The 24,185-nt window shown below is 60.0% G+C and carries 17 protein-coding genes and 2 pseudogenes; 11 read left to right on the forward strand and 8 right to left on the reverse strand.

Features of this window, described 5'->3' with window-relative positions:
- Window positions 1-9 precede the first annotated feature (9 nt).
- The 4 genes from AC0L2C_RS21850 to AC0L2C_RS21865 form a co-directional block, all read right to left on the reverse strand.
- Window positions 10-858: an electron transfer flavoprotein subunit beta/FixA family protein gene (locus AC0L2C_RS21850; RefSeq protein WP_473524416.1), complete on the reverse strand. Its 849-nt coding sequence runs from the start codon at window positions 856-858 to the stop codon at window positions 10-12.
- Between the two features lie 184 nt (window positions 859-1,042).
- Complete coding sequence (gene nifW / locus AC0L2C_RS21855; protein ID WP_473496213.1) at window positions 1,043-1,420, reverse strand: nitrogenase stabilizing/protective protein NifW; 378 nt, start codon at window positions 1,418-1,420, stop codon at window positions 1,043-1,045.
- 478 nt (window positions 1,421-1,898) lie between these two features.
- Entirely contained in the window at window positions 1,899-3,089 is a 1,191-nt protein-coding gene (gene nifS / locus AC0L2C_RS21860) for a cysteine desulfurase NifS (protein ID WP_473524417.1), read from the reverse strand.
- 173 nt (window positions 3,090-3,262) lie between these two features.
- The gene (locus tag AC0L2C_RS21865; protein WP_473496115.1) at window positions 3,263-3,583 is read right to left on the reverse strand and encodes an iron-sulfur cluster assembly accessory protein; all 321 of its coding nucleotides are present in this window, start codon (window positions 3,581-3,583) and stop codon (window positions 3,263-3,265) included.
- Window positions 3,584-3,903: 320 nt separating this feature from the next.
- Here AC0L2C_RS21865 and AC0L2C_RS21870 point away from each other — a divergent pair, with 320 nt between their 5' ends.
- The 3 genes from AC0L2C_RS21870 (at window position 3,904) to AC0L2C_RS21880 (ending at window position 7,102) form a co-directional block, all read left to right on the forward strand.
- Window positions 3,904-4,965 carry a hemin-degrading factor gene (locus AC0L2C_RS21870; protein WP_473496116.1) on the forward strand — a complete coding sequence of 354 codons (1,062 nt, stop codon included), beginning with the start codon at window positions 3,904-3,906 and terminating at the stop codon, window positions 4,963-4,965.
- Window positions 4,966-5,339: 374 nt separating this feature from the next.
- Window positions 5,340-6,404 (forward strand): type IV toxin-antitoxin system AbiEi family antitoxin, encoded by a 1,065-nt coding sequence (locus AC0L2C_RS21875; protein ID WP_473524418.1) that lies wholly within the window; start codon window positions 5,340-5,342, stop codon window positions 6,402-6,404.
- Entirely contained in the window at window positions 6,392-7,102 is a 711-nt protein-coding gene (locus AC0L2C_RS21880; RefSeq protein WP_473524419.1) for a hypothetical protein, read from the forward strand. The genes AC0L2C_RS21875 and AC0L2C_RS21880 overlap by 13 nt, the downstream gene beginning before the upstream one ends.
- A gap of 418 nt (window positions 7,103-7,520) precedes the next feature.
- Here AC0L2C_RS21880 and AC0L2C_RS21885 read toward each other — a convergent pair.
- Window positions 7,521-7,700, reverse strand: a pseudogene (locus tag AC0L2C_RS21885) (recombinase family protein); the annotation flags it as partial.
- Between the two features lie 1,357 nt (window positions 7,701-9,057).
- Between AC0L2C_RS21885 and AC0L2C_RS21890 the strand changes: the two are divergent.
- From AC0L2C_RS21890 to AC0L2C_RS21905, 4 genes and pseudogenes are all read left to right on the forward strand, one after another.
- Entirely contained in the window at window positions 9,058-10,275 is a 1,218-nt protein-coding gene (locus AC0L2C_RS21890; RefSeq protein WP_473496119.1) for a cytochrome P450, read from the forward strand.
- A pseudogene (locus AC0L2C_RS21895) lies at window positions 10,266-10,490 on the forward strand (ferredoxin); the annotation flags it as partial. The gene AC0L2C_RS21890 and the pseudogene AC0L2C_RS21895, both read left to right, overlap by 10 nt.
- 126 nt (window positions 10,491-10,616) lie before the next feature.
- Entirely contained in the window at window positions 10,617-11,186 is a 570-nt protein-coding gene (locus AC0L2C_RS21900; protein ID WP_473524460.1) for a nuclear transport factor 2 family protein, read from the forward strand.
- Between the two features lie 409 nt (window positions 11,187-11,595).
- On the forward strand, window positions 11,596-12,237 hold the full coding sequence (locus tag AC0L2C_RS21905) for a nitrogen fixation protein NifQ (RefSeq protein WP_473524420.1): 642 nt from the start codon (window positions 11,596-11,598) through the stop codon (window positions 12,235-12,237).
- Here AC0L2C_RS21905 and rpoN read toward each other — a convergent pair.
- Together rpoN and AC0L2C_RS21915 are read right to left on the reverse strand one after the other, a co-directional pair.
- The gene (rpoN, locus tag AC0L2C_RS21910) at window positions 12,216-13,625 is read right to left on the reverse strand and encodes an RNA polymerase factor sigma-54 (RefSeq protein WP_473524421.1); all 1,410 of its coding nucleotides are present in this window, start codon (window positions 13,623-13,625) and stop codon (window positions 12,216-12,218) included. The genes AC0L2C_RS21905 and rpoN overlap by 22 nt on opposite strands.
- A gap of 180 nt (window positions 13,626-13,805) precedes the next feature.
- Window positions 13,806-14,339, reverse strand: a complete 534-nt coding sequence (locus tag AC0L2C_RS21915; protein WP_473496122.1) for a redoxin family protein — start codon at window positions 14,337-14,339, stop codon at window positions 13,806-13,808.
- Window positions 14,340-15,946: 1,607 nt separating this feature from the next.
- Here AC0L2C_RS21915 and AC0L2C_RS21920 point away from each other — a divergent pair.
- On the forward strand, window positions 15,947-17,113 hold the full coding sequence (locus AC0L2C_RS21920; RefSeq protein WP_473524422.1) for a DUF418 domain-containing protein: 1,167 nt from the start codon (window positions 15,947-15,949) through the stop codon (window positions 17,111-17,113).
- Between the two features lie 1,012 nt (window positions 17,114-18,125).
- Here AC0L2C_RS21920 and AC0L2C_RS21925 read toward each other — a convergent pair.
- The gene (locus AC0L2C_RS21925) at window positions 18,126-19,343 is read right to left on the reverse strand and encodes an MFS transporter (protein WP_473524423.1); all 1,218 of its coding nucleotides are present in this window, start codon (window positions 19,341-19,343) and stop codon (window positions 18,126-18,128) included.
- A gap of 633 nt (window positions 19,344-19,976) precedes the next feature.
- Between AC0L2C_RS21925 and nifH the strand changes: the two genes are divergently transcribed.
- The 3 genes from nifH (at window position 19,977) to nifK (ending at window position 24,139) form a co-directional block, all read left to right on the forward strand.
- Window positions 19,977-20,870, forward strand: a complete 894-nt coding sequence (nifH, locus tag AC0L2C_RS21930; RefSeq protein WP_404926324.1) for a nitrogenase iron protein — start codon at window positions 19,977-19,979, stop codon at window positions 20,868-20,870.
- Between the two features lie 93 nt (window positions 20,871-20,963).
- Window positions 20,964-22,466: a nitrogenase molybdenum-iron protein alpha chain gene (gene nifD, locus AC0L2C_RS21935; RefSeq protein WP_473524424.1), complete on the forward strand. Its 1,503-nt coding sequence runs from the start codon at window positions 20,964-20,966 to the stop codon at window positions 22,464-22,466.
- Between the two features lie 131 nt (window positions 22,467-22,597).
- Window positions 22,598-24,139 (forward strand): nitrogenase molybdenum-iron protein subunit beta, encoded by a 1,542-nt coding sequence (gene nifK / locus AC0L2C_RS21940; protein ID WP_473524425.1) that lies wholly within the window; start codon window positions 22,598-22,600, stop codon window positions 24,137-24,139.
- The last annotated feature ends 46 nt before the right edge of the window (window positions 24,140-24,185 follow it).

The following is a 24,185-nucleotide window of genomic DNA, read 5'->3' on the forward strand; positions in this document are numbered from 1 at the left end:
TCCTTGCCGTCACGCGCCCTCGAAGGCGAGTTCCGGTTCCAGCGCCGGCTGGCGGGTGAAGATTGCACCAATCAGTTCGTCTGCGGTATCGCGCAGCGTCTTTTCGGCGGTCTCAATTTGCTCCGCCTTTTCCGAACGGGCGCTAGGGGCAAAAACGCGTTTGACGACCGTCGGCGAGCCACGCAAGCCGCATTTGGTGAGATCTTCAATGCCGGCCTCGGCCGCACTCCATTTCACAATCTGGCTGCGCGCGGCGCAAAGCGCATCTTCGATCGATCCCCGGCGCATCTCGTTTGTGCCTTCCAGCATGGTGATGAGGCAAGGCAGCCTGCTCTTCAGCTTCTGGGTGCCGCCCTCGCAACGGCGCTCGACCGTGATCTCGCCTGCAGCAAGATCAATGGAGGCGATTTTCGCGACATAGGTGAGTTGAAGGAGATCGAGACGCTTGGCGATGCCGGGCCCGACTTGGGCGGTGTCGCCGTCGATCGTCTGTTTGCCCGTGAAGACCACGTCCGGTGTGCCGAACGTCTCGCCGATCTTCGCGATTGCCTGGGAAAGAGCAAAGGAGGTGGCCAGTGTGTCAGAACCGGCAAAATAGCGGTCGGTCAAAAGCACCGCGCGATCGGCGCCGTAGCCGAGCGCTTTGCGCAGGGAGTCCTCGGCCATAGGTGGACCCATAGTGAGCACGGTGACCTCCCCGCCATAAGCGTCGCGCAGCCTGAGTGCTTCTTCGAGGGCGAACAAGTCGTAAGGGTTGATGATGGTCGGCACACCTTGGCGCATAATGGTGTTCGTCACCGGATGGACTCGTATCTGTGCCGAGTCCGGCACCTGCTTGATGCTGACGACGATATGCATTGGCGTTCTCTACGCTGTTATCCCGATGCGGGCTGGCGGTGCGAGTTCTTGTTTGCATCATTCGTGCCAAGTGTTTGGCGGGCGTCGGTGCCTTGTAAATTCCATTCGTCATTTCTGAAGCCCGCCGGTTTTGACGTCCAAATTGTCGGCTTGTCGACATTGTCGGTGTCGCAACCAGGCAGCGCTATTCGCCGAACCGCTTCAGGACCGAGTCGAACGGAACGAATGTGCGGCCTGGCGTGTGAGGTTTGTCCGGATCGTGGTCTTTGAGCACCTTGAAAACCCGGTGCATGAGCGGCGAGGAAATCGCGAACTCCTCGTAGGCGCGTTGCAGCATGGCGCGCACGCGCGCGGCAATCACCTGGTCGGGCAGACCGGAGAAATCTTCCTCGACAAGGTATTGGCCCACACGCTTGAGGATATGCAGCCTTGAGACATTGAGCACCTTCGGATCATACGTGACCCCAAGGACAGCGAAGAACTCCTCGGCGGATGAGAGGCCTTTCAGGCGCGTGAGGATGTTGGTGACGTCAATGGGACTGCTGTCAGCGGAACAATTCATTGCATTCTCCTTGTCGGAAACGGTGGTTTGGTGCGTTCCTCGCACATTCGACATGCAGCCCCGAAAGCCGCGGTTGATGAACGAATGCGGCTCAGCCAGCGCGGCAATCGCCTCGTCGACACAACTGGCCTCGTTGCCTGGCGCTCGGCCCGACCGAGGTCTGGCGCGAGCACCAGTGACAAGAGGAGCCGGATTGCGCGCCTTGAGAGCCGCAGATGCCGCTCTCGACCGACGCATTGAGATCCTGTGAGGTCATCCAGCACCATGCCGTGAGCCGCACCGGGAAACTCCGTACGACCACGGCGCAAATTGCGTCGATCTCATCAGTTCCCATGACCGCGTGCCCGATCTCGATCCCAGGCAAGCCGGCTGCCGCAAGCAGGCGGTCGCAAGTTTTGCGCCACCGTCGAGGCAATGCCGGGTGCCTGCTCGCGCTCGCGCAGGGTGGCATCCTTGAGAAGACCTGGCTGCTCACAAATTAATTTGGAACGCATTGGAGATCCTCGGCGCTGCGTCCATTCGACCCGGAACTGTGGGCGTGGCGCAGCGTCTCCACGATCGAAGGCAAGACCTCGAGCACCCGGTCCACGTCTTCTTGTCCGTTGTCACGCGCGAAAGAGAAGCGGACCGCCCCATGTGGCATTTTCATTGCCTTCAGCACATGGCTTGGCTCCGAACGGCCCGATGTGCAGGCGGACCCCGAGGAACAGACGACACCCTCGCGGTCTAGGAGATGCAGGATTCCATGGCCGCCCTCAATATGCTCGAAGGCGATGTTTGCGGTGTTCGGCAAACGCTCCAGGGGATCGCCATTGACGAAGCTGTTTGGGACACGTTGGAGGAGCCCGTTCTCGAGCCGGTCGCGGAGCCATCTTATCCGGGTGGTCTCGTCATCCATGAATTTCAAGGCAAGTTCGGCGGCCATGCCGAGCCCGACTATGCCGGGCGTGTTTTCGGTGCCCGCGCGGCGATCGCTTTCTTGGTGACCCCCCTTGATCAGGGAAAGGAACGGCACGCCGCGCTTGACGAAAAGTGCGCCGGCCCCTTTTGGCCCATGAAATTTATGGCTGGAGAGCGACAGCATGTCGATAGCGGTTGATTTCAGGTCGATCGGCAGCTTGCCAACGGCCTGCACGGCATCGGTGTGGAAAAGGGCGCCGACTTCCTTGGCCAATTCGGCGAGCTTAGCGACGGGGAAGATCGTACCAGTCTCATTGTTGGCCCACATAATTGAGACGACCGCCACGTTTGGGGTAAGCGCAGCCCGGTAAGCGTCGACGTTCAGCCGGCCATGGCGGTCCACCGGGATCCTGTGCACCTTAGCGCGGCGCGTCTCCTCAAGATGAGCGCACAGGCTCAGCACAGCCGGATGTTCCACAGCGGACGTCACGATCTCAGTTCGGTCAGGCATCACCTTGAGCGCCGAAAGAATGGCCGCATTGTCACTTTCCGTTCCACCGGAGGTGAAGGTTATCTCATCGTCGAAGGCCGTGCCGATCAGCGCCTGCAACTGACGCCGCGCCTTTGCCAATGCAGCGCCGGCAAAGGCGCCAAAACGGTGCGCCGACGAAGGGTTGCCGAATTGATCGGTAAGGAACGGCAACATCGCTTCAACGACCGCGGAATCGACCCGGGTCGTTGCGTTGTTGTCGAGATAGACAACTGTCATGGGTGGTCTCCAATCGAGCGGAATGACGTTAAGCGCGACCTGCTCTCATCGAGCCTGCGCCGTTGAGAGTGCGACGATCCAGAGTCAGCGCAAGTCCTCCACAGGTTGACGCAGGCCCGGGACCAGGGCCACCGCCAAGCTCACCAAAGGCGCCCTCTCTCTTTCTTCGACTATCAGCCGAATGACTTGCCGCAGGAGCACTTTTCTCGCGCGTTAGGATTGTCGAAAACAAAGCCGGAGGATTCGAGCTCCGTGACGAAGTCGACGGCCATGCCGGCGACATGCGGTTGCGAGTCGGCGTCCACAAACACTTTGATCCCATCTGTCTCGACAATGGCGTCGCCCTCGCGCGGGACGCTCTCCAGGCCCAATGAGTATTTGAAGCCGGAGCAGCCGCCGGCCTCAACCATGATGCGAAAGCCGTCTGCGGGCTCGCTAGCGGTGGACAGAGCGGTCTTGACTGCGGCAACGGCCTTGTCGGTGAGCGTGATCATGGCTCGCTTCTCCTCGATGCGGACGAATTGCGGATTACCGTGCATGGACCGTGCCAATGGGAAAAGCCGTTTTCGAACAGCGTGACATCCCCAACACGCCCACGGCTCCGCCTTCGGAATTGCCGCGTAAGCGTCGAGCATCGACGCGTATTGTCGGATTTGTCGGTTCCGCCACACTTGGATAGGCCCTAGTTCCTCCTCGAACTGCATGCAGGCGAGGTTTCCGGGATGCTTCCAGGAATTGGTACGCCTTTTGAGACTCCTCTTGGCGAGGGCTAAGGCTCTTGACCGACAATGTGCGCAAAGCAGGGGTATGAGACATGCACCAGCACGAGAAACCTTCGCCAGAGACAGTCCGGCGAGCACGCGAAGACTGTCCCACCATCCGCGGCCGCGATCTCGCCGGCAAACTGGGCATTTCGGAAGCGGAACTCTACGCGGCACATTGCGGTTTTGGCGCGCTGCGCATCGAGCCCCGCGTCAATGATGTGCTTACCGGCCTCGAGGCCGTCGGCGAGGTGATGGCGCTGACCCGCAATAACAGTGCCATGCATGAAAAGATAGGCATCTACGACAAGGTGTTCACCGGCAACCATCGCGCCATGGTGCTCGGCAATGACATTGATTTGCGCATCTTCCCGAAGGTGTGGACGCATGGCTTTGCCGTGGAGACACGCGAAGCCGAGGAAATTCGCCGCGGGCTGCTGTTCTTCGACGCGGCAGGCGAGGCAGTGCACAAGGTGCATCTGAGACCGTCCTCAAACCTCCATGCATATCGAAAACTGATAGACGAGCTCCAATCCTCCAACCAGGAGCCGATCATGTCGCTTGAAACGAGGTCGGCCGAAAACGACGCGAAGATTCCGGACCAAGCCGCTACGGTCGATGACCTACGCGAGCACTGGAGTCAGCTGACCGACGTGCACCAGTTCTTCGGCATGCTGAAGGCGCTCAACCTCAGCCGCCGCCAGGCGGTGCGCATGGTCGGGGAGGACTACGCCTGGCTGCTCGACCATGCTGCGCTTGGCTCCATGTTTCGTTATGCGGCCGAAGACGAGATGCCCATCATGTGCTTCGTCGGCAATCGTGGCTGCATCCAGATCCATTCCGGCCCAATCAAGACGGTCAAGCAGATCGGGCCTTGGATCAATGTGCTCGACAAGACCTTCCGCCTGCATCTCAGAACCCACCACATCCGCGAGGTTTGGGCTGTCCGCAAGCCGACCAGGGACGGCCACCTCACATCACTTGAAGCTTATGGCGCCGACGGCAAGATGATCATCCAGTTCTTCGGGATGCGGGAGGAAGGCGAATCCGAGCGCGACGACTGGCGGTCACTGGCCGAGAACCTGCCGCGCATTCCCCGTTCAACCGCTGCTTGAGGCAACGCCGATGCATATTGATTTCCGTTCTCGCGCGGTGTGCGGGCCGTTACTTTGGACTTTGTGACCATCGCTCTGTCCGCGGAGGCCAACCAGGGCCGGGCATGACGCCTGACGCGTTCGCGATAGAGATCATCGCTCCTATGTGCGCAGGTACCTGAGGGGAAGCTTGTTAAAATTCGCTGATACGTAGCCGGATAGACAACGTTCGGCGGCAAGGCAGTTCCTCATCGAAACTGCGCCCTTCCGCGTAGTATTTTCACTGGTGGACCTATTTTCAGCAAATGCTGAAAACCGGCATCCTAATGAAATTCTGTAGACGGCCTTTCACCAAATATGCTACATCCAACGTATGCTGAAACCGCGATATTTCGATGAACGAGGTAGAAGAGCAGGCCGAGCGGGCCTTGACGAAGTTGCTCGGGTCTGTTCCCCCGATCAAGGTCGACCGGCATGAAGCTTCGCCTTCCGGCCGAGATCTTGGGATCGATATTATTGCACACATTCAGGCGTTCGGCCTGAGACGCACATTGCTGGCTGAGGTCAAATCAATAGGGCAGCCCCGTCAGGCTCGCGACGCTATTTTCCAGCTACAGCATTCAGCCGCGCGGCTTAACGAAAAGCAAGCCGTTCTGATTTTTATCGCCCCATTCCTAACGCCGCAGACGCGGGACATCTGCACCGAAGCCGGCATTAATTTTCTGGATTTCGAGGGAAATTGCCGCCTGGCTTTTGACGGGATCTTTGTCGAACGCATCGTGCCAACAAAGCCCGCTACGGAACGGCGTGAAGTCAAATCGATCTTCAAGCCCAAGTCGGCCCAGGTGCTACGAACAATGTTACGCGATCCCCGGCGTTTTTGGCGCGTAGCGGACCTTGCGGAAAGCGCTCAGGTCAGTCTTGGCCATGTAAGCAATGTACGGGCTGCGCTGATCGCGCGGGAATGGGCACACATCAGCGAGGACGGTGTGTCCTTGGCCGATCCGGATGCTTTGCTCGATGCCTGGCGAGACGCTTATGAACCACCGGGGGGACGGCGCCTGGGATTTTATACGACTCTGCATGGCAAAGCCTTCGATGAAGCAGTCCAAAGCAGGCTCGAATTCGATTCACCGCAGGGCCAGATCGCGCTCGCGTCATTCTCGGCTGCGCAGTGGATGGCGCCATATGTCCGTATCAGCTCCCATTTTTTCTATGCCAGCCCGGCTGGCGCAAACCACCTTCAGACTAGATTGAATCTCACCTCTGCCGCGCGCGGTGAGAACGTCTTTGTGACGGTTCTCAAGGATCCCGGCCCTCTAGTCGATGCGATCGAACCTTTGCCTGGCATTTACACCACCAGCCCCGTACAAACGTATCTCGACCTCTGGGTCGCGGGAGAGCGTGGCAGGGAAGCTGCCGAACATCTACGAAAAGAAAAACTCAGATGGCACGAATAGCCGCTCCAGAGGCCCAGTCAGCCGCACAATATGATAACCGCACTACGCAGGCGGTCAAATCCGTGTTGCTCGAAATTGGCCAGATTCTGGGAAGCTTCAAAGGCAAGTTCGCCGTCATCGGTGGCGCGGTACCGTGGCTTTTGCTCGAGAACGAGGAGATGCCCCACGTGGGTACGCTCGACGTCGATCTGGGGCTCGATGCCGAGGCGCTGGGCGACGGCGAGTACGCCAAACTGGTCGAGTCCCTCATCGAGAACGGTTACAAGCAAAGCGAGGACCTTCGTGCCTTTCAACTCGTTCGCAGCGTACCTGCCAAGGATGGCGGCGAAGCCATCAACGTGGTGGTAGATTTCCTGCGACCGATCGACGCCAAGATTGTGAAAAACAGGCCGCCGATCATCGAGAAATTCGCTGTGCAGCGCGCCGACGGCGCAGAGCTTGCTCTTCGATTCTATGAGTACGTCGCAATCGATGGCGACATGCCGGCGGGCGGCACAAACCAGGTCAATATTGCTGTTGCATCGATTCCGGCCCTGCTGGCGATGAAAGGTTTTGCGATTCAGAACCGACTCAAGCGCAAAGATGCCTATGCATATACTACTGCGTTCGAAATTACCCCGGAGGCATCGACGCCTTGGCCAAAGACTGCGCTTCTCTCTTGGAGGAAAAGGAAGGGGCGACAGGCTTCGGCTACATAGCTGGGAAATTCGAGAACGCAGATAGCTTCGGTCCGACCAGCGTGCGCCAATTCGTTGAAGAGACCGCTCTGCTCGGCGATCGAACCGCAGACCAATGGCAGCAGGACGCATTTGGTCAGGTTGACGCCCTACTTCGCGCGCTCAAACTGCGTACCTAATCAATACCAGGCCGGTCACTCACAATCACCCCGCATCGCTGCAAGGATCGCACGAGCGTCCAGCGCGGAACGCCGATCGCCCTCGCGAGGCTGAACCCGGTCTCGCCAGCATCTCGCGTGCCCGCACCAGGTCGGCCTCCGACATCAGCGGGGGACGGCCGATTCGTTTTCCCCGTGCTCTGGCAGCCGCAATCCCCTCGCGCGTTCGCTTCGATAGCGTGTCACGTCGAACTGGGCGAGCCCGCTCATGATAATGTAGATCAGCGTCCCGTGAGGTGTGGGTGTGTCGAGATGCGGATGGCGATGTGAAAATGAGCGCCCCGATCGCGCAATAGGTCTAGCGCGTTACTCGCGTCCTTCGCCGAGCGGTAAGCCCGGTCCAGATCCCACACCACCAACATATCCCCTGGCTGCAGGATGGCGATGACGTTTTCGTAGTCAGGGCGGCGCTTTGCTCACCGCCGACACAGTTTCGATATGAAGTTCATCTGAGATGGCCTTCAGACCGTCGATCTGGCGATCTGGCCCTCCCGCGCCGCGCTCTCAGCCTCCTCTGCCTGCGCCGCTTCAGCTGAGGCGGGGTAAGGCCACCCAGCACCCAATGCAGCGTGTTATCCTTCTGAGGATGAACGAACTGGTTAGACGACTGCCGCATCTGAACCACTGACGATAGGTCCGTCCTGAGCGTGAAGGCTTGCTGACAGTCGTCTTTAGCGACAGGCAGGGCTGCGGTGACGGAAGAGGTCGCTCATCGGTGAGGCGGATCATCGGGCCGCGCAGGAACGCTCCGAACGCCAGGTGTCGGCCGGATCGGCCAAAGCGTGGAGCAGCGCTGGGAGATCCTGTGTCTCCTGACGGCGCATTAGGACCTTGCCTGCCTGCGATGCCACGGGAAGCCGCTAGTCCTCCAACGCCTGCTCGTAGCGCCAGAGTTCCGAGCCATTTGGAGCAAGCAAGGCGATATCTCCCGGTCGCAAGGGCCGTATCGCCGCGCCCTCGCACGTCCACGGCCCTGACAAGTCGCCGGCAGAGTCAGCGACCCTCTGGGCCAGTTCGCGGAGCCTGGCCGCCGACATCGCCTGCACGTCCAAGGTCAGCTTGCACGTGCGCCTTCGTTGTTCGAACGGCTGCTTCCGGCCAACCAAGTCCCTGCAATTCGGTGCCTGGCAAAAGCTCGCACATCGCAGTGCGTGCCACACTGCTACTGCACAGGCTACAAAATGGGTTGTCTTCGCGGCACGGCCGATCGCGGCCCTGATATCCGGCTCGCCAGCCGCTCGACGGCGAAGCAATCGTCTCGCGCCAGTGATCGGGATAGGGAGGCTTCTTCCATGTGCGCGCAGGTTCACGATGTCGTCGGTCCTCGAGCCTCCCTCGGATTGGTCTCAGCAATCCGACGTATCGAGCAAGTGTCGATGACGACGCAAAGCCGCTCGCTCGCTACGGCGCTTGTGGAGGGCGCGCGGCGAGCGGCTTTTCTGCCGCGGAGCTGCTCTGGGGTGGAAGTTGACCTCGATCGATACTTGGCCTCGATCCACTAGGCTCCCCGTTCGATCTTCGTGCGCCATCCTGTCGTGTCTGGAACGGACAAGAATGTCTGAGGCCTGCCAAATGGTAGCCTCATACGGACCGCCGCAACGCAGAATGAGCGGGGCGCCAGTGGTGCGCTTGCTCGGCACGCAACTTGCTCGATTTTATCATCGGAGGCGTGTCGGCGGTGCGTCGCGGAGCCCAGCGGTGACGAACAGCCTTGCGATCTCAGCCGAGCGCGTAAACGCCTGAACGCAGGAGAACCAAATGGCGACCAACCCGGTTCCAGATCATGTCCCGCCGGAAATGGTGGGCGACTTCAGCCTCTTTTCGTCACCAGGTATGTCTCCGGCGCCCAACGGCGACCCGCACGCAGCAGTCGCTTGCGTGCATGCCGGACCGCGAATCTTTTATTCCCCCTGGAACACGCGTACGGGGCAGGGTGCTTGGGTCATCACTCGCGCCGCAGATCAGCGCCGGGTGCTGCAGGAGACCGAAAACTTTTCCAGTCATCGCAACGTCTTCGCATCTGCACTGGGCGAAGACTGGCCGACGATCCCGCTCGAACTCGATCCCCCTTCCCATGCAGTCTTTCGCTCATTGCTCAATCCGCTCTTTTCGCCGAAGCGTGTAACGGAACTGGAGCCCGCCATCCGCGAGCGAGCGATAGCGCTTATCACGAGGATCGCCTCGTCGGGAACAAGCTGCGATGTGATGAAGGATTTCGCCTTTCCTTTCGCGGTCAGCATCTTCCTTCGCTTCATCGGACTGCCGGAGCACCGTCTTGAGACGTTTGTTGCCTGGGCGAAAGATCTGCTCCACGGCGATGATGTCAGACGGCCGGCGGCGGCTCGGACGATTGTAGCGTTCATAGACGAGCTGGCGGCGATGCGCCGCAAAAAGCCTGTCGACGATTTCATGAGCTTCATTGTGCAGGCGCAGGTCGAGGGCCGCGGGCTGACAGACCAGGAGGTCCGTGGCATTGGCGTGCTCGTTTTGGTGGCGGGGCTCGACACGGTCGCTACAGCCATAGGCTTTGACTTGGCCTATCTAGCGCGAAACCTGGAAGATCAGGAGTCGCTCCGAAAAGAACCGGACCGGATCGTGCGCGCAGCCGAAGAACTGCTGCGCGCCTTTCCGACCGTCCATTTGATTCGCGTCGCACGGAAAGATATCGACTTCGAAGGCGCGCCGATCCGCAAGGGGGACTTTGTTTCCTGTGCCACCATGATTGCAAATCGTGACCCGGCGGAATTCGAATCTCCCAACACGGTCGATCTGACTCGAGAAGGCATCCGCCACGCCTCCTTTGGCTATGGTCCCCACCGTTGCCTTGGCTCACATCTCGCCCGGCGGGAAATTGTCATTGGCCTGGAGGAGTGGCTGGCGCGCCTGCCGCCCTTTCGGATCAAGGAGGGAACAGCACCTATCACCCATGGCGGCCAACTGTTCGGGATTGAAAATCTGATCCTGGAGTGGGGCTAAACCTAGCCCGGCCTGAAGCCGGGGCACAGACGTTGGAGGTCGCCTTGCGCATCATCGTTCACCAAGCCAGATGTCAGGGTCATGCGCAATGCGCGGCGCGAGCGCCGGCAGTCTTCAAGTTGGATGAGGCGGGTTACATCCTCCCCGGTAACATCGAGGTTGCGGACGGGGAGCAAGTGCTTGCGTCGGATGGGGTGCGATCCTGCCCCGAACTTGCGCTGGAAATCGACGATCCACCCGCTGCGCGAATCGTTTCGGAGGCCACCCTCAAACCGAAGACAGAGGTCCCGGAACACGTCAGAACCGCCGAATTTGCGACAGACCAGACGGGCCAAGCAAAAATTGTCGAACTGCTCGACCGCGAGGCGATCCGCGACTGCATCTATCGGTATTGCCGCGGGACAGACCGCGCCGATGAGGCGGTGCTGCGCAGCGCGTACTGGCCCGACGCGCATGACAGCCACGGGGCGTATCGCGGCTCGGCCGAGGGCTTCATTCGGTATGCGCTCGATGTCTTCAAGACCGGACCGCGCAACATCCATCAGATCACGAACATCCTGATCGAATTCATCAACGCGGCGGAGGCCACGGTCGAGAGCTATTTCACCGCGCTGCAACGCGGACCCGACAAAGACGGAGAAGTGCGTCAGATCTTTCTATGCGGGCGCTACTGCGATCTGTTTCAAAAGCGGGAAGGGGAGTGGCGGATTGCCGAACGGACCGTTGTCTATGACTGGCTGGAGGAGCAGATCCCATCCTTGGTCCTGGAGGCAGAACGCTTCGGCACGCGACAGCCGATTGGAGCACCGTATCCGGACGATCCGGTCTATGCGCTCGGGAAGCGTCGCATTGCTTCCCATGACAATGCCTTCACAACCTCGGAACCGCATCAGTATGACTACGGACTGTGAAACTTCCAACGCCACCGCGACACCTGCAAGGCAAAGATGGGCCGGCAGGAACCCCGGCGTGAGAGCGGCAACGCTCTGGTCTGAAACCGTGAGCGCACCGAAGACGCCGGTGGTATCGATTTGCTGGAGCTTGGCAGAGCCCATCGATCCTGAACCGGTCCAATCGCGTTACGGACCCAGTTGAGAGATTTCGACCAGGGACAATGCTGCCAGACCGAACTGGGGGAGACCGGATTATCCCCCATCAACAACGCTATGGGTCATGATCTAGCGCGGTGACTTCGAAGGGCCAGCTCGAGGCCCGGTCATGCGGTCGACCCGCGGCCCCGCGCCGGCGCATGCCCGTAGTCGGACCATGTGCTCTCGGCAGGGCCGCGGCATCGCGAAAACAAACCAGGAGAACGGGACCATGTCCGCCCAGAAAGACGCATGTGTCGGCGCCGGCCAATGCCCCACCATCGAGCCGGAGAGGGGGTTCGACGAGCATGTTCTTGCCTGCGTTCTCTCGTGTGCGCTCAAGGAGGTCGAGGCTGGCGAAGCGACTGCGACGGAGTCGACAGGCCTTTCCTTCGCCGAGCTGCGCCAGGTCCTGCCCCGGGGTTTGTCCGCAACCGCACTGGCAGCATTAGCCTTGGAAGACGTCAGCGATCCTGAGCCGGGCATGGAGGAAGAACTTCTGCGCGGCCTGCTGCTGGCGCATGCCCGGCCGAGCGACCCGGCGAGCGCGCGCTTCGCCAAGATCGTCGCCCGGCGTGCCATGCGCGATGACCATCTGTGGCAGGATCTTGGTCTTCTCAATCGCGCCGAGCTCAACCGCCTGCTTGCCACGCATTTTCCGAAGCTCGCGGCCGGCAACACCCGAAACATGAAATGGAAGAAGTACTTTTACCGCAAACTCTGTGAGGCCGAAGGGTTTTCGCTATGTACTGCGCCCAATTGCCGGGAATGCAGCGATTTCGACAGTTGCTTCGGCCCGGAGGAGGACGAACGCGAAGAACGCATCACATTCGATTTAGGGGCCACTCTTGGTCACGAGGCCTTGAGGCCTTGATCGCCGTCGCGCCACAAGCGCTTTTCCCGACGCCGCTGTATGGAGGAGGGGATGTTCATCGCCTCGCGATATTTGGCGACCGTGCGGCGAGCGAGATCTATGCCGCATTCCTTGAGCCGGTCAGCGATGTCGTCGTCAGAGAGCATGTTATCAAGCGATTCTTCGGCGACCATCGCTCTGATCCGATGGCGGACAGCTTCAGCCGAGTGCGCGTCACCTCCTTCGCAGGAGGCGATCGCGACAGTGAAGAAATATTTGAGCTCGAACACACCGCGTGGGGTAACCATGTACTTGTTCGACGTCACCCGGCTGACTGTCGACTCGTGCATGTTGATCGCCTCAGCGACCGTCCTGAGATTGAGCGGCCGCAGGTGGGCGACGCCATATTCCAGAAAGGCATCCTGCTGGCGCACGATTTCCGTGGCGACCTTAAGGATCGTCTTGGCGCGCTGATCGAGGCTGCGGATCAACCAGTTCGCGTTTTGCAAGCATTCATTGAGAAATGTCATGTCCTTCGATTTCTTGGCGGCTCGGCAGGAAACCTCCGCTACATAGCTTTGGTTGATCAGCACCTTGGGCAGCGTGTTCGGATCAAGTTCGATCTGCCATCCACCTCCGGGCGAGCGCAGGACCCATACGTCCGGTATGACGCACTCCGGCGTTCCAGACTGGAATGTGTTTCCAGGCTTGGGATCAAGCGCGCGGATTTCCTGCAGCATGTCGAGAAGATCTTCTTCATCGACGCCGCAGCGCTGCTTCAATGTCTGAAAATCGCGTCGCGCAAGCAGCTCAAGGTTGGCAACCAAAACCGCCATCGCCGGGTCGAAGCGGTTTTTCTCGCGCAACTGTATCTCGAGACATTCGCTGAGCGATCGTGCGAAGATTCCCGAAGGATCGAGGCGCTGCAAGATGCCCAGCACCCGTTCCACTTGAGCCAGCCCGACGTCCAGGGTCTCAGCCAGATCCGAAGGACTCACCCGAAGATAGCCAGTGTCATCCAGATGACCGGCGAGCTGATGAGCTATCAGCCGCTCGTGCGGTGTGAAGGCGGTTAGGGAGATCTGACGAGCGACATGGTCGTGCAACGTTTCGGCTAGGGCGACAAACTCCTCGTATGCAGGACGTTCGCCCGGCGTGGCGTTTGTCGCGTTCGGCTGGGATTTCCCTTGCCTGGGCAGGTCCGGGGACCCTGCCCAGGTCGGTCCTTCAACCTCGCCGGACAGCCCTTCGTCTTTTGGAGCATGCTCCAGAAGCGGATTTTTCTCGAGCTCCTGGTCCACGAACTGATGCAGTTCGGCATGCGTCAGTTGCAGCAGGCGAATCGACTCGATGAGTTGAGGCGATGCTGCAAGAGACTGTTTCTGAAGAAGGCTGAAGGACGATTTCATGGTCGGTTCGGTATTCCTGTCAAAGAAGCTCTTGGCCGTGGCTAATTGGATCTCTCACAGGTCGACGCTGCAAAGCCGCGTCACGTTTGAACGACCTCAAGGCCCGCGGGCTTCAGAGCTTCGCCCTTTGTGTCGCACAGTGTCGTCTAAAACGCAGTTGCATGGGCGATCTGCACCAGGTCACGCAGCGTCTTTCAACGATTGGAGGACGTTCTGCGGGGATGAGACGCCATAGGGGTCGGTCTCGCAGTTATCGGAGAAACCTTCCTCCTCGAACCACTGCTCCACCACGCCATTGTTGAGCAGAGCCGCGTAGCGCCAGGAGCGCATTCCGAAGCCCAGATTGTCCTTGGCAACCAGCATGCCCATTTTGCGCGTGAACTCGCCAGACCCATCCGGAATCAGTTCGACCTTCTGCAGCCCCAAGGACTTTCCCCATGCATTCATGACAAAGGCATCGTTCACCGAGAGGCAGTAGACCGCGTCGACTCCTTGTTTCTTGAAATCCTCGTAGAGATCTTCGAAATTGGGCAGTTGGTAGGTCGAGCATGTCGGGGTGAAAGCGCCAGGCAGCGAGAACAGGATGACACGCTTGCCGGCAAAGTAGTCGTCGGATGTTTTTTCTTCCCAACGGTACGGATTTGGCCCCTGGACTGAATCATCGCGAACACGCGTGAGAAACGTGACGAATGGGACCTTCTTTCGACCGGTCATCAACTTGCTCCTTTTGAAGAAACTGGCGCACTGGATTTTACTGAGGCTATCGGATTGCCGCGCTGGGGTGCTGCCGGGGCGCGAGACGATGCCTACGCGGCTTCCCACTCTTTCCCCCGTCGGGCGTATGGGAAACGGCCCGGCTCCAGATGCTTGGATCTCCAAACCGGGCGATGCGCAGTCTTCAGCGAGGACAACCAATGCCGCCCTTGCCGATCGGTTTGAGCTTCGCGTGCCAGCCATGGTTCGGTATCCGTTTTCATCGTGTTCGATGGACTCTGAGCATGAGGAGCAAGAGGCATGCCATTGCAATTGAAGCTGCTCTGCACCAACGCTTCGCTCTCGGGACGACGTCTTTCGCCAAGCCGGATGCGTGCCATAGCCGTCACGTGTGTAGCCCGGATATTTACGCGCCGGCCTGCAAACGACGCACAACACAGCGCAAGCCCATGCCGAGGGCACCGCAGCGAGGGCAAAGTGCGCCCCAGGGTGTTTTTGTGTGCGCAGAGGCATGACTGACGCGGACACACGCCTGTGGCAGCAATCCATGGCGGCCACTGTTCGGCAATCGGGTCAGAGTCGATGAAAATCGAATTCGGCTCGGCAACGATGATGACATGCTCGGCGTCCCAACGGTGTCGCCGGGCGCGGCCCTCAAACCTTCTGTGTCGGAAACCGGACTAGAATTGTCGCAAGGCGACCGAAAGGTCGCCAAGCCGCCGCTGGTTAGCGGGAAGGGGCGGAACGCAAACGGAGCGCCAACCGGGCACGCAAATTGCGAGGATCTTGTCGGTGGGACCTCGAGCGAGAGCCTCGGCTGCGCCTGTGGCTCGGCATTTGCCGATGATTGGCGGGTCTCGCTGGCTCGCGCCGAAGTGTGCTGCACGTACGCCTCCTGACTTTCAAACGGTCATTGAAGAGCAGATTACGCCCTATCTCCACAGCTCGTCGACGCCTCCCGTGGGGCGAGTTCATGAAGCTGTCGGCCATGGTAATTGCGACGGTGAAGCCGTTGCGCTGACATCTTGCAATATCAGGACGTCGATATAGGTGCGGCCCTTTCAGGCGTCCCCCGCCAAGTCACCTTGGGGATTCCCCTTGAGCACCACGCTTCCATCTCGGCGTAGCCCATACCGTCTCAGGTGGGACCGGCCCCGGTGAGCCGATGGCCTCAATTGCGGCCAGGTGTGCTTGCCTCGGTCGCACCGAGGCGCAAGCGCTTCCCCTGCTCTTCAGGTCCAGGAGGCGCCGAAACCCGATCCGCTGCAGTTCGGCGAATCTTGAAGGACGGTGGCTAGGGCCAGCCGTTCATAAAACGGCTGAAGCTGGCCGCGATCACTGAGGCCCCCGCAGCGTGCTGGTCGGATAGTCCGTGTTCAGTGATCTCTCGGACCACTCATCCGTGCAAAACGTCGGCTTCGTGACACTTGGGCCGGTTGTCGAGTCCGCGCCACAGGCTAGGCGACCCAGGTCCGTGATTCCGGGCAGGCTATAGGCTCGATCCGCCATTGGCACGAGCTTTGCGCCCGGGGCGAGAGGACGGCAGCAGCCGACAGGCACTCATATCGCGGGTCCCGCGATGGACACAACCAACGAAGGAACCCACCATGGCACTGCCGCACCGCATCTTGGAGAGCGGGTCACGAGATGGGTGGCCTGCGGCTCGGCTGATCGGCATCGACCTTGCTCGCGGCTTGGCCGTCTTCGGCATGTATGCCGTCCATGTCGGTCCCGGCAGGGGCGACGGACTGGCCGGGCGTATGATGGAATTGCCCTTTGGGCGCTCGTCCGTCCTGTTTGCCGTATTAACGGGTTTTTCGCTCATCCTGATTGCCGGCCGCAACCCGCCGAAATCGGCGCTAGCCGGTAGACAGGCCATTGCCAAGGTTGCAATTCGCGGCCTTATCCTGCTCGCCCTTGGCGAAATCCTCACCTATGTCCACGCGCCCGTCTCGGTCATTCTGGCATACTACGGCGTCTGCTTCCTGTTGGTCCTGCCGCTATGTCGGCTCAGCGCACAGCGGCTCGGGTTGCTCGCGGCGGTGACAGCATTGGTTCTCCCGCAGGTGCGTTTCCTCCTTCTCAAAATGTTTGGCTCCGGGAGCTCAGACCCTGAGGTGTTCACCCTCCTGGTCAGCGGCACCTATCCCGCCTTGACCTGGGTTCCTTTGCTGATCGCAGGCATGGCCATTGCGCGCTTTGACCATCGCACGCGCGCAATGCATTTGCGCCTTGGTGTAGCCGGCGTCGCGCTGGCCGTGTTGGGCTTTGGAGGATCCTGGCTCGCGCTGCATTTGATGCCTGGGGTAAGCGCAGAGCTGGCCAATTTGCAAGAACTTGAGCTGACTCCTCAGCCCTGGTGGTGGCTGGACTTGGACGATCTCACAACGAGTTGGCTATGGATTGCCTCGCCTCATAGCGAGACGACGTTCTGGATTTTTGGCAGCGCCGGTTGCGCAATGATCGTCGTGGCGGCTTGCTCGCTTGCCATCGATGCGCTCCCGTTCGTGCGAAAGCTGGTCTCGCCAATAATCGCGGTCGGCTCGATGCCTTTGACGGCCTATCTTCTGCATATTCTGGGAATATATATGCTCGGAAGACCTCACTCGCTGTCCGCGCTGTTTGGCTTCATCGTGGCTGTAAGCGCTTTCGCGGTGCTTTGGCTGCGCTTATTCCAGCGAGGACCGATGGAAGCGCTTATGGGTTGGATCGCAGATCGAGCGACGCGACGTCCGCTGAGCACCACGTCGCCCCGACTTTCGGATCGACAGTGACACTCGCCAAAGAAAGCGAACCTGACCGATGGGCCGACATAGCTGATAACAGAATATCGCGGCTGCTCGGTACCATCATGGGGGCAATCGCCAAGCCTTGCAACCATTGCCCCGCGCGCGGTTTTGACGAAACGAAATTCGAGTATGCTGGCGCTTGTGCGCGATGTGTTTGATGCATCTCCGCAAAGTCCCTAATTTCGGACCGAAGGACCCCTGTCGATTTCCACGGAGGTTGCTCCAGCGAATAGGCCCGTTCCGGCGCTGGAGCGAACTCGCATTGCGATCAGGCGGCACCATGCGCGCAAGTGCTTGCCAAAGCTGTCGCTGTCGGTTGACCATACCGTGTCGCTGGCTTGGTAGAGCTTGCTGATTGGACCACCGATGACCGTACATCGCATTCGCTTGCCGTAGACAGCAAGCTGGTCAGGTCGCTCTCAAAGAGAGGATTAACGAGCTGACAGTGAGTTTGACGCTTCGTAAGTTCGTTTGGCGAGCGACATTCTGCGTGCGCCTTCTCTTTGGCCGGCACTCGCGCAGCCTATCGTGGGTTGGAATTGACATTCGGATCATGCAGGCGTGCTGCCGGGAATGCCGTCCTCTCAGCGACTGTTGCGCACGATGAGGTGGCGCGCACAAGTCGACCTACGGGCCGGCCCGGCGTTTCGCGCGGAGTTCCAAATCGAGACCGGGACGGTCGGCGCCTCAAGAACGGTGCCCGGTCGCCCCGCTGCCAAGCGCGACCGCGCTCGCACCGCTGCCAAGCGCGACCGCGCTCGCCCGGGCTGCGTAACCTGACCAACTGCGCCCGGGCGAACGCTGATGCACTTCCCGGAGTCGCGAACGGTTAAGGCCGGCGCCCGGCACTGGTCAAGGCCCTGTCGGCAGTAGCCGCGATCCATGCGGCTTAGGCGAGACCAGGCCTGACCGACAAAGTGGTCGTGGGAAGGATCGCGCCACGCGGCTGGTACGGCTGCATCGCAGGCGCTGAGCTGAAGGTCTCGCCCGTCAGAGGTTAGGTTGCGCGTTTCGGGCCGAACAGGAACACTGTGAGGGCGGCAAGCAACGTGGCAACCGCGCTGTAGGCGAACACACTGGCGACGCCGGCATTATTCACAAGCACTCCGCCGAAGATCGCGCCGGCTGCGATGGCAATTTGGAACGTTGAGGTCATCAGCACACCGGCGCTTTCGGCCTGCTCGGGAACGGCGCGCAGCACCATCCAAGTCTGTACCCCCACCGGCACCGCACCGAAGCCAAAGCTCCATACAGCAACCGCAATGGCCGAGGCGAAGGCCGATGCTCCAGGCATCAGCAACGAGACAGCGGCTATCGCCATGAGCAGGGGCGGCAGCGCCGCGACAGCCTTGAGGCTGTGTTTGGCCAGGAATGCGCCGGCAAAATTGCCGAAGAATCCGCATACTCCCGAAACGAGCAACAGCAGCGAGATCGTCTCGATATGGAGCGCTGGAATCTTCTCGAGATAAGCCCGGACATAGGTGAAGCTGGCGAAGTGCCCAGAAGCGACCAGCAGCACCACCAAAAGTGCGACCTTGATGGTTGGCTTCTTGACCACATTCAGCAGACCGCGGAATCCAGCCATTTCAACCGGCGGCAACGTCGGAAGGGTTACGAGTTGCACCAGCAATGTAACGGCATTGACGGCAGCGGCGATCATGAAGGTGGCTCGCCATCCCCAGATGTCGCCGACATAGGCGCCGATTGGAGGTGCGCAAACGATAGCGACCGAAACGCCGGTGAGGATGATTGACAGGGCGCGCGGCACGAGGTGATTTGGAACCAGCCGCACCGCCAGCGATGCCGAAATCGACCAGAAGCCCCCAAGTGCAACGCCGAGCACGACGCGTGCCGCCAGGAAAACCGGCAGCGACCAGGCGACACCCGCCAGAAGGTTGGACAGGATCTGAAGCAGCATCATCGCCCACAGGACGACTCTGCGGTCGAGGCGCTTTGTTATGAAGGCGATCGTCGGCGCCGAAATCGCCGCGGCAATGGCAGTCGCTGTCATCGTCTGTCCAGCCGCACCCTCTGTGATATGCAGATCATGGGCGAGCGGCGTCAGCACGCTGGCAGGCAAAAGCTCTGCCGCCACAAGCCCGAAGGTCCCCAGGCCAAGCGATATGACCGCGCCCCATGCGGGACGAGACCGTCGATCCGGCTTTTCTGGGCCGTGCAGAAAAGTCTCCATGAAGCCTGTCGCGGATTCGGTCATGAATAAGCTCGCCACCTTGGGTGCAACTGCAACATGGGTTGGCTGCATTGACCCGCATTCATGCCAGGAGCACGCCGTTGCCGGCGGCGTCGCACGAAGGGAATGTTCATCGCTGCCCGACATGTTTTGACAGCGCCGCGTGCAATATCAGTGCCGGTTTGTCCCAGACGGACCAGGATGTGATCGTCGGCAGGCGTCGCATCAGTCATGTTCCATGCCGACTTCGCGGGCCAGTCTCGAACCAGCCATGCGCAACCAGCTACCGAGCACGGACGTCCGATGTCCCGCAGCGGGGCACGCAGCCGGTCGCTTTGCCGCCGCCTGTATGCAGCCAAAAGTCGGCTCTAGCTCGAAGGCCCAGCTTCCTCCCTAGCTGTCTCGAAGCTGACGCCTTTTGTCGGGCATTGTCGGGTCCGCTACAGGGCTTGTTCCGACAATCACTTGTTTGGCAGCAAATACTTGTGGGAGCTCAGGCTACCTCGCGGGATATAAACGAAAAAATCCCTGTTGGTTATAAGCCAGTCTACTTGGCACGAGTCTTGAGACCCTTTCGGTGTGAGGCGGCAAAAGCTGCCCATCGGCATTCAAATTGCGGCCAGCCGCGACGGATGGAACGAAGGAAGGAAATCTATAATGTCAGGTCTGCGTCAGATCGCCTTTTACGGAAAGGGCGGCATCGGCAAGTCCACCACCTCCCAAAACACGCTCGCCGCCCTGGTCGACCTCGGGCAGAGAATCCTCATCGTCGGCTGCGACCCCAAGGCCGACTCCACCCGCCTGATCCTGAACTCGAAGGCTCAGGATACTGTGCTGCATCTGGCGGCACAGGAAGGTTCGGTGGAAGATCTCGAGCTGCAGGACGTGCTCAAGATTGGCTACAGAGGCATCAAGTGCGTGGAGTCCGGCGGCCCGGAGCCGGGTGTTGGCTGCGCCGGCCGAGGCGTCATCACATCGATCAACTTCCTCGAGGAAAACGGCGCCTATGACGATGTCGACTATGTCTCCTACGACGTGCTCGGCGACGTGGTTTGCGGCGGTTTCGCGATGCCGATCCGCGAAGGCAAGGCGCAGGAAATCTACATCGTCATGTCCGGGGAGATGATGGCGCTCTATGCCGCCAACAACATCGCCAAGGGCATCCTGAAATATGCCCATTCGGGGGGCGTGCGGCTCGGAGGCCTGATCTGCAACGAACGTCAAACCGACCGTGAGCTCGACCTCGCTGAAGCCCTGGCTTCCAGGCTCAATTCCAAGCTCATCCACTTCGTGCCGCGCGACAACATCGTCCAGCACGCCGAGCTCAGGAAGATGTCAGTTATCCAGTATGCGCCGGATTCCAAGCAGGCCGGAGAGTACCGCGCGCTGGCCGAGAAGATCCATGCCAATTCTGGCCAGGGCACCATCCCGACGCCGATCACCATGGAGGAGCTCGAGGACATGCTGCTCGACTTCGGCATCATGAAAACCGACGAGCAGATGCTTGCCGAGCTTCAGGCCAAGGAAGCGGCCAAGACGGCCGCCCAGTAACGACCGATATTGGTCGCCTCTCGAGTTGGGGCGCTTTGCAAAGAACGGGCGCCTCATCGGTGGGGCGTCATCAGACACCTTGAAAGGGGTCCCATGAGCCTGGAATACGAGAATGATGGTGCTCTCCATGCGAAGCTTATCGAGGAGGTGCTATCGCAATATCCCGACAAAGCGGCGAAGCGCCGCAAAAAACACCTCAGCGTCGCAAAGAGCGGGGATGAGGCTGGCGGGGAAAGTGAGATCCTTTCCGAATGCGACGTCAAATCGAACATCAAGTCCATCCCCGGGGTGATGACAATACGCGGCTGCGCCTATGCCGGCTCAAAGGGCGTGGTCTGGGGCCCCGTCAAGGATATGGTCCATATCTCGCACGGCCCCGTCGGTTGCGGCCAATATTCCTGGTCACAGCGACGCAATTACTATGTGGGCACAACGGGCATCGACACGTTCGGGACAATGCAGTTCACCTCCGATTTCCAGGAGAAAGACATTGTCTTCGGGGGTGACAAGAAACTGGAACAGATCATCGACGAGATCGAGCGACTGTTTCCGCTGAACAACGGCATCACGGTGCAGTCCGAATGCCCGATCGGTCTCATTGGCGATGACACCGAGGCAGTTTCTCGTAAGAAGGCCAAGGAATACGAAAAGACTATCGTGCCGGTGCGCTGCGAGGGTTTCCGCGGCGTCTCGCAATCACTCGGCCACCACATCGCCAATGACTCGATCCGCGACTGGGTCTTCGACAAGAAGGACATCGAGTTCGAGGCCGCAGCTTACGACATCAATGTGATCGGCGACTACAATATTGGCGGCGACGCCTGGGCCTCGCGCATCTTGCTTGAGGAGATAGGATTGCGCGTGGTCGGCAACTGGTCGGGCGACGCAACACTCGCCGAGATTGAACGCGCGCCAAAGGCCAAGCTCAATCTCATCCACTGCTATCGCTCGATGAACTACATCTGCCGGCATATGGAGGAAAAGTATGGCGTCGCCTGGATGGAGTACAATTTCTTCGGACCGTCCCAGATCGAGACCTCCCTGCGCAACATAGCCAAGCATTTCGGGCCGGAAATCGAGGAGAAAACCGAGACGGTGATCGCCAAGTACAGACCTCTTGTTGACGCCGTAATCTCCAAGTACCGGCCGCGTCTCGAAGGCAATACCGTCATGCTCTACGTCGGCGGCCTGCGGCCCCGCCACGTCATCACAGCTTACGAGGACCTCGGCATGGTCATCGTCGGCACCGGCTACGAGTTCGGCCATAACGATGACTATCAGCGCACCGGTCATTACGTAAAGAACGGAACGCTGATCTACGATGACGTTACCGGCTACGAGTTGGAGAAATTCATCGAGGGAGTTCGCCCCAACCTCGTGGGCTCCGGCATCAAGGAAAAATACCCGGTGCAGAAGATGGGCATTCCGTTCCGTCAGATGCACTCCTGGGACTATTCGGGACCTTATCACGGCTATGACGGCTTTGCCATTTTCGCACGCGACGTGGATCTTGCCATCAACAATCCGGTCTGGGATCTCTACCAGGCCCCTTGGAAAGAAAGCCCGCCCAGTGGGCGGGCGATAGCTGCCGAATAGACGCCCTGTCCTGGCCTAGTCTCCCCAGAGAGACCACGAACCCCGCGGGCTTGTGAGCCCCGGGAAACCGGAAACGTCTCGACCTATCTGAGCTGCCGAATGGCGCGGCCAGATTACAAAGAGGAATACCAATGCCGCAGTCGGCCGAAAAGATTCTCGACCACGCTCCTCTGTTCCGCGAGCCGGAATACAGGCAGATGCTCGCCGAGAAGAAGCTGAATTTCGAATGTCCGCACCCGGATCAGATCGTTACCGATCATGGCGAATTCACCAAGACCTGGGAATACCGCGAAAAGAACCTCGCCCGAGAAGCGCTTGTGATAAATCCCGCCAAGGCTTGTCAGCCCCTCGGCGCGGTATTCGCGGCCGCGGGCTTCGAGCGGACCATGTCCTTCGTCCATGGCAGCCAGGGCTGCGTAGCCTATTACCGCTCGCACCTGTCGCGCCATTTCAAGGAGCCTGCTTCGGCGGTTTCCTCCTCGATGACCGAGGACGCGGCAGTATTCGGCGGCCTGAAGAACCTGGTCGACGGGCTCGCCAACACCTACCAGCTTTACGACCCGAAGATGATCGCAGTTTCGACGACCTGTATGGCGGAGGTCATTGGCGACGACTTGCACAGTTTCATCGAGAACGCCAAAGACGAAAATTCGGTCCCGCGCGACTTTGACGTGCCCTTTGCCCACACGCCCGCCTTCGTCGGTAGCCATGTCGACGGCTATGATGGCATGCTGAAGGGCATTCTGGAGCACTTCTGGAAAGGCCAGGAGCGCACGGAAGCCAAGGGAACCGTCAACGTCATTCCGGGCTTCGACGGCTTCTGCGTTGGCAACAACCGGGAACTCAAACGCCTGCTCGATGTGATGGGTGTGTCCTACACCTTCATCCAGGACGCGTCTGACCAGTTCGACACCCCATCGGACGGGGAATACCGGATGTATGACGGCGGCACGAAGATCGAAGAGGTGAAGGGGGCACTCGACGCCGAGGCGACGGTTTCACTGCAGTACTACAACACCCGAAAAACCCTCGACTACTGCGGGCAAGTCGGGCAGGCCACGGCTTCATTCCATTATCCGCTCGGCGTCCAGGCGACTGACGAATTCCTGATGAAGATCTCGGCGCTTTCCGGGAAGGAAATCCCCGAGGCAATCCGGCTGGAGCGCGGCCGACTGATTGATGCCATGGCGGACAGCCAGTCCTGGCTGCACGGCAAGAAATACGCGATCTACGGCGACCCGGACTTCGTGTACGCCATGGCCCGCTTCGTCATGGAAACGGGCGGCGAGCCGACACATTGCCTCGCCACCAACGGCACCTCGGCGTGGGAAGCCGAGTTGAAGGAACTGCTTGCATCCTCGCCCTTCGGCAAGGACGCTCAGGTCTGGGCGGGCAAAGACCTTTGGGCTATGCGGTCGCTGCTCTTCACCGAGCCAGTGGACCTGCTGATCGGCAATTCCTATGGCAAGTATCTGGAGCGCGACACCGGCACGCCGCTGGTCCGGCTGACGTTTCCGATCTTCGACCGACACCACCACCATCGCTTTGCTCTCATGGGCTACCAAGGCGGGTTACGCGTGCTGACGACGATCCTCGACAAGATCTTCGACAAGCTCGATCGCGAGACGAGCCAGACGGGCGTGACGGACTATTCCTATGACCTCACCCGCTAGAAGACACGGCCGGCTTTTCGCCCAGGCGGTTCATTGCCGAATGGGC

This window comes from Mesorhizobium sp. WSM4845 (genome assembly GCF_055811455.1).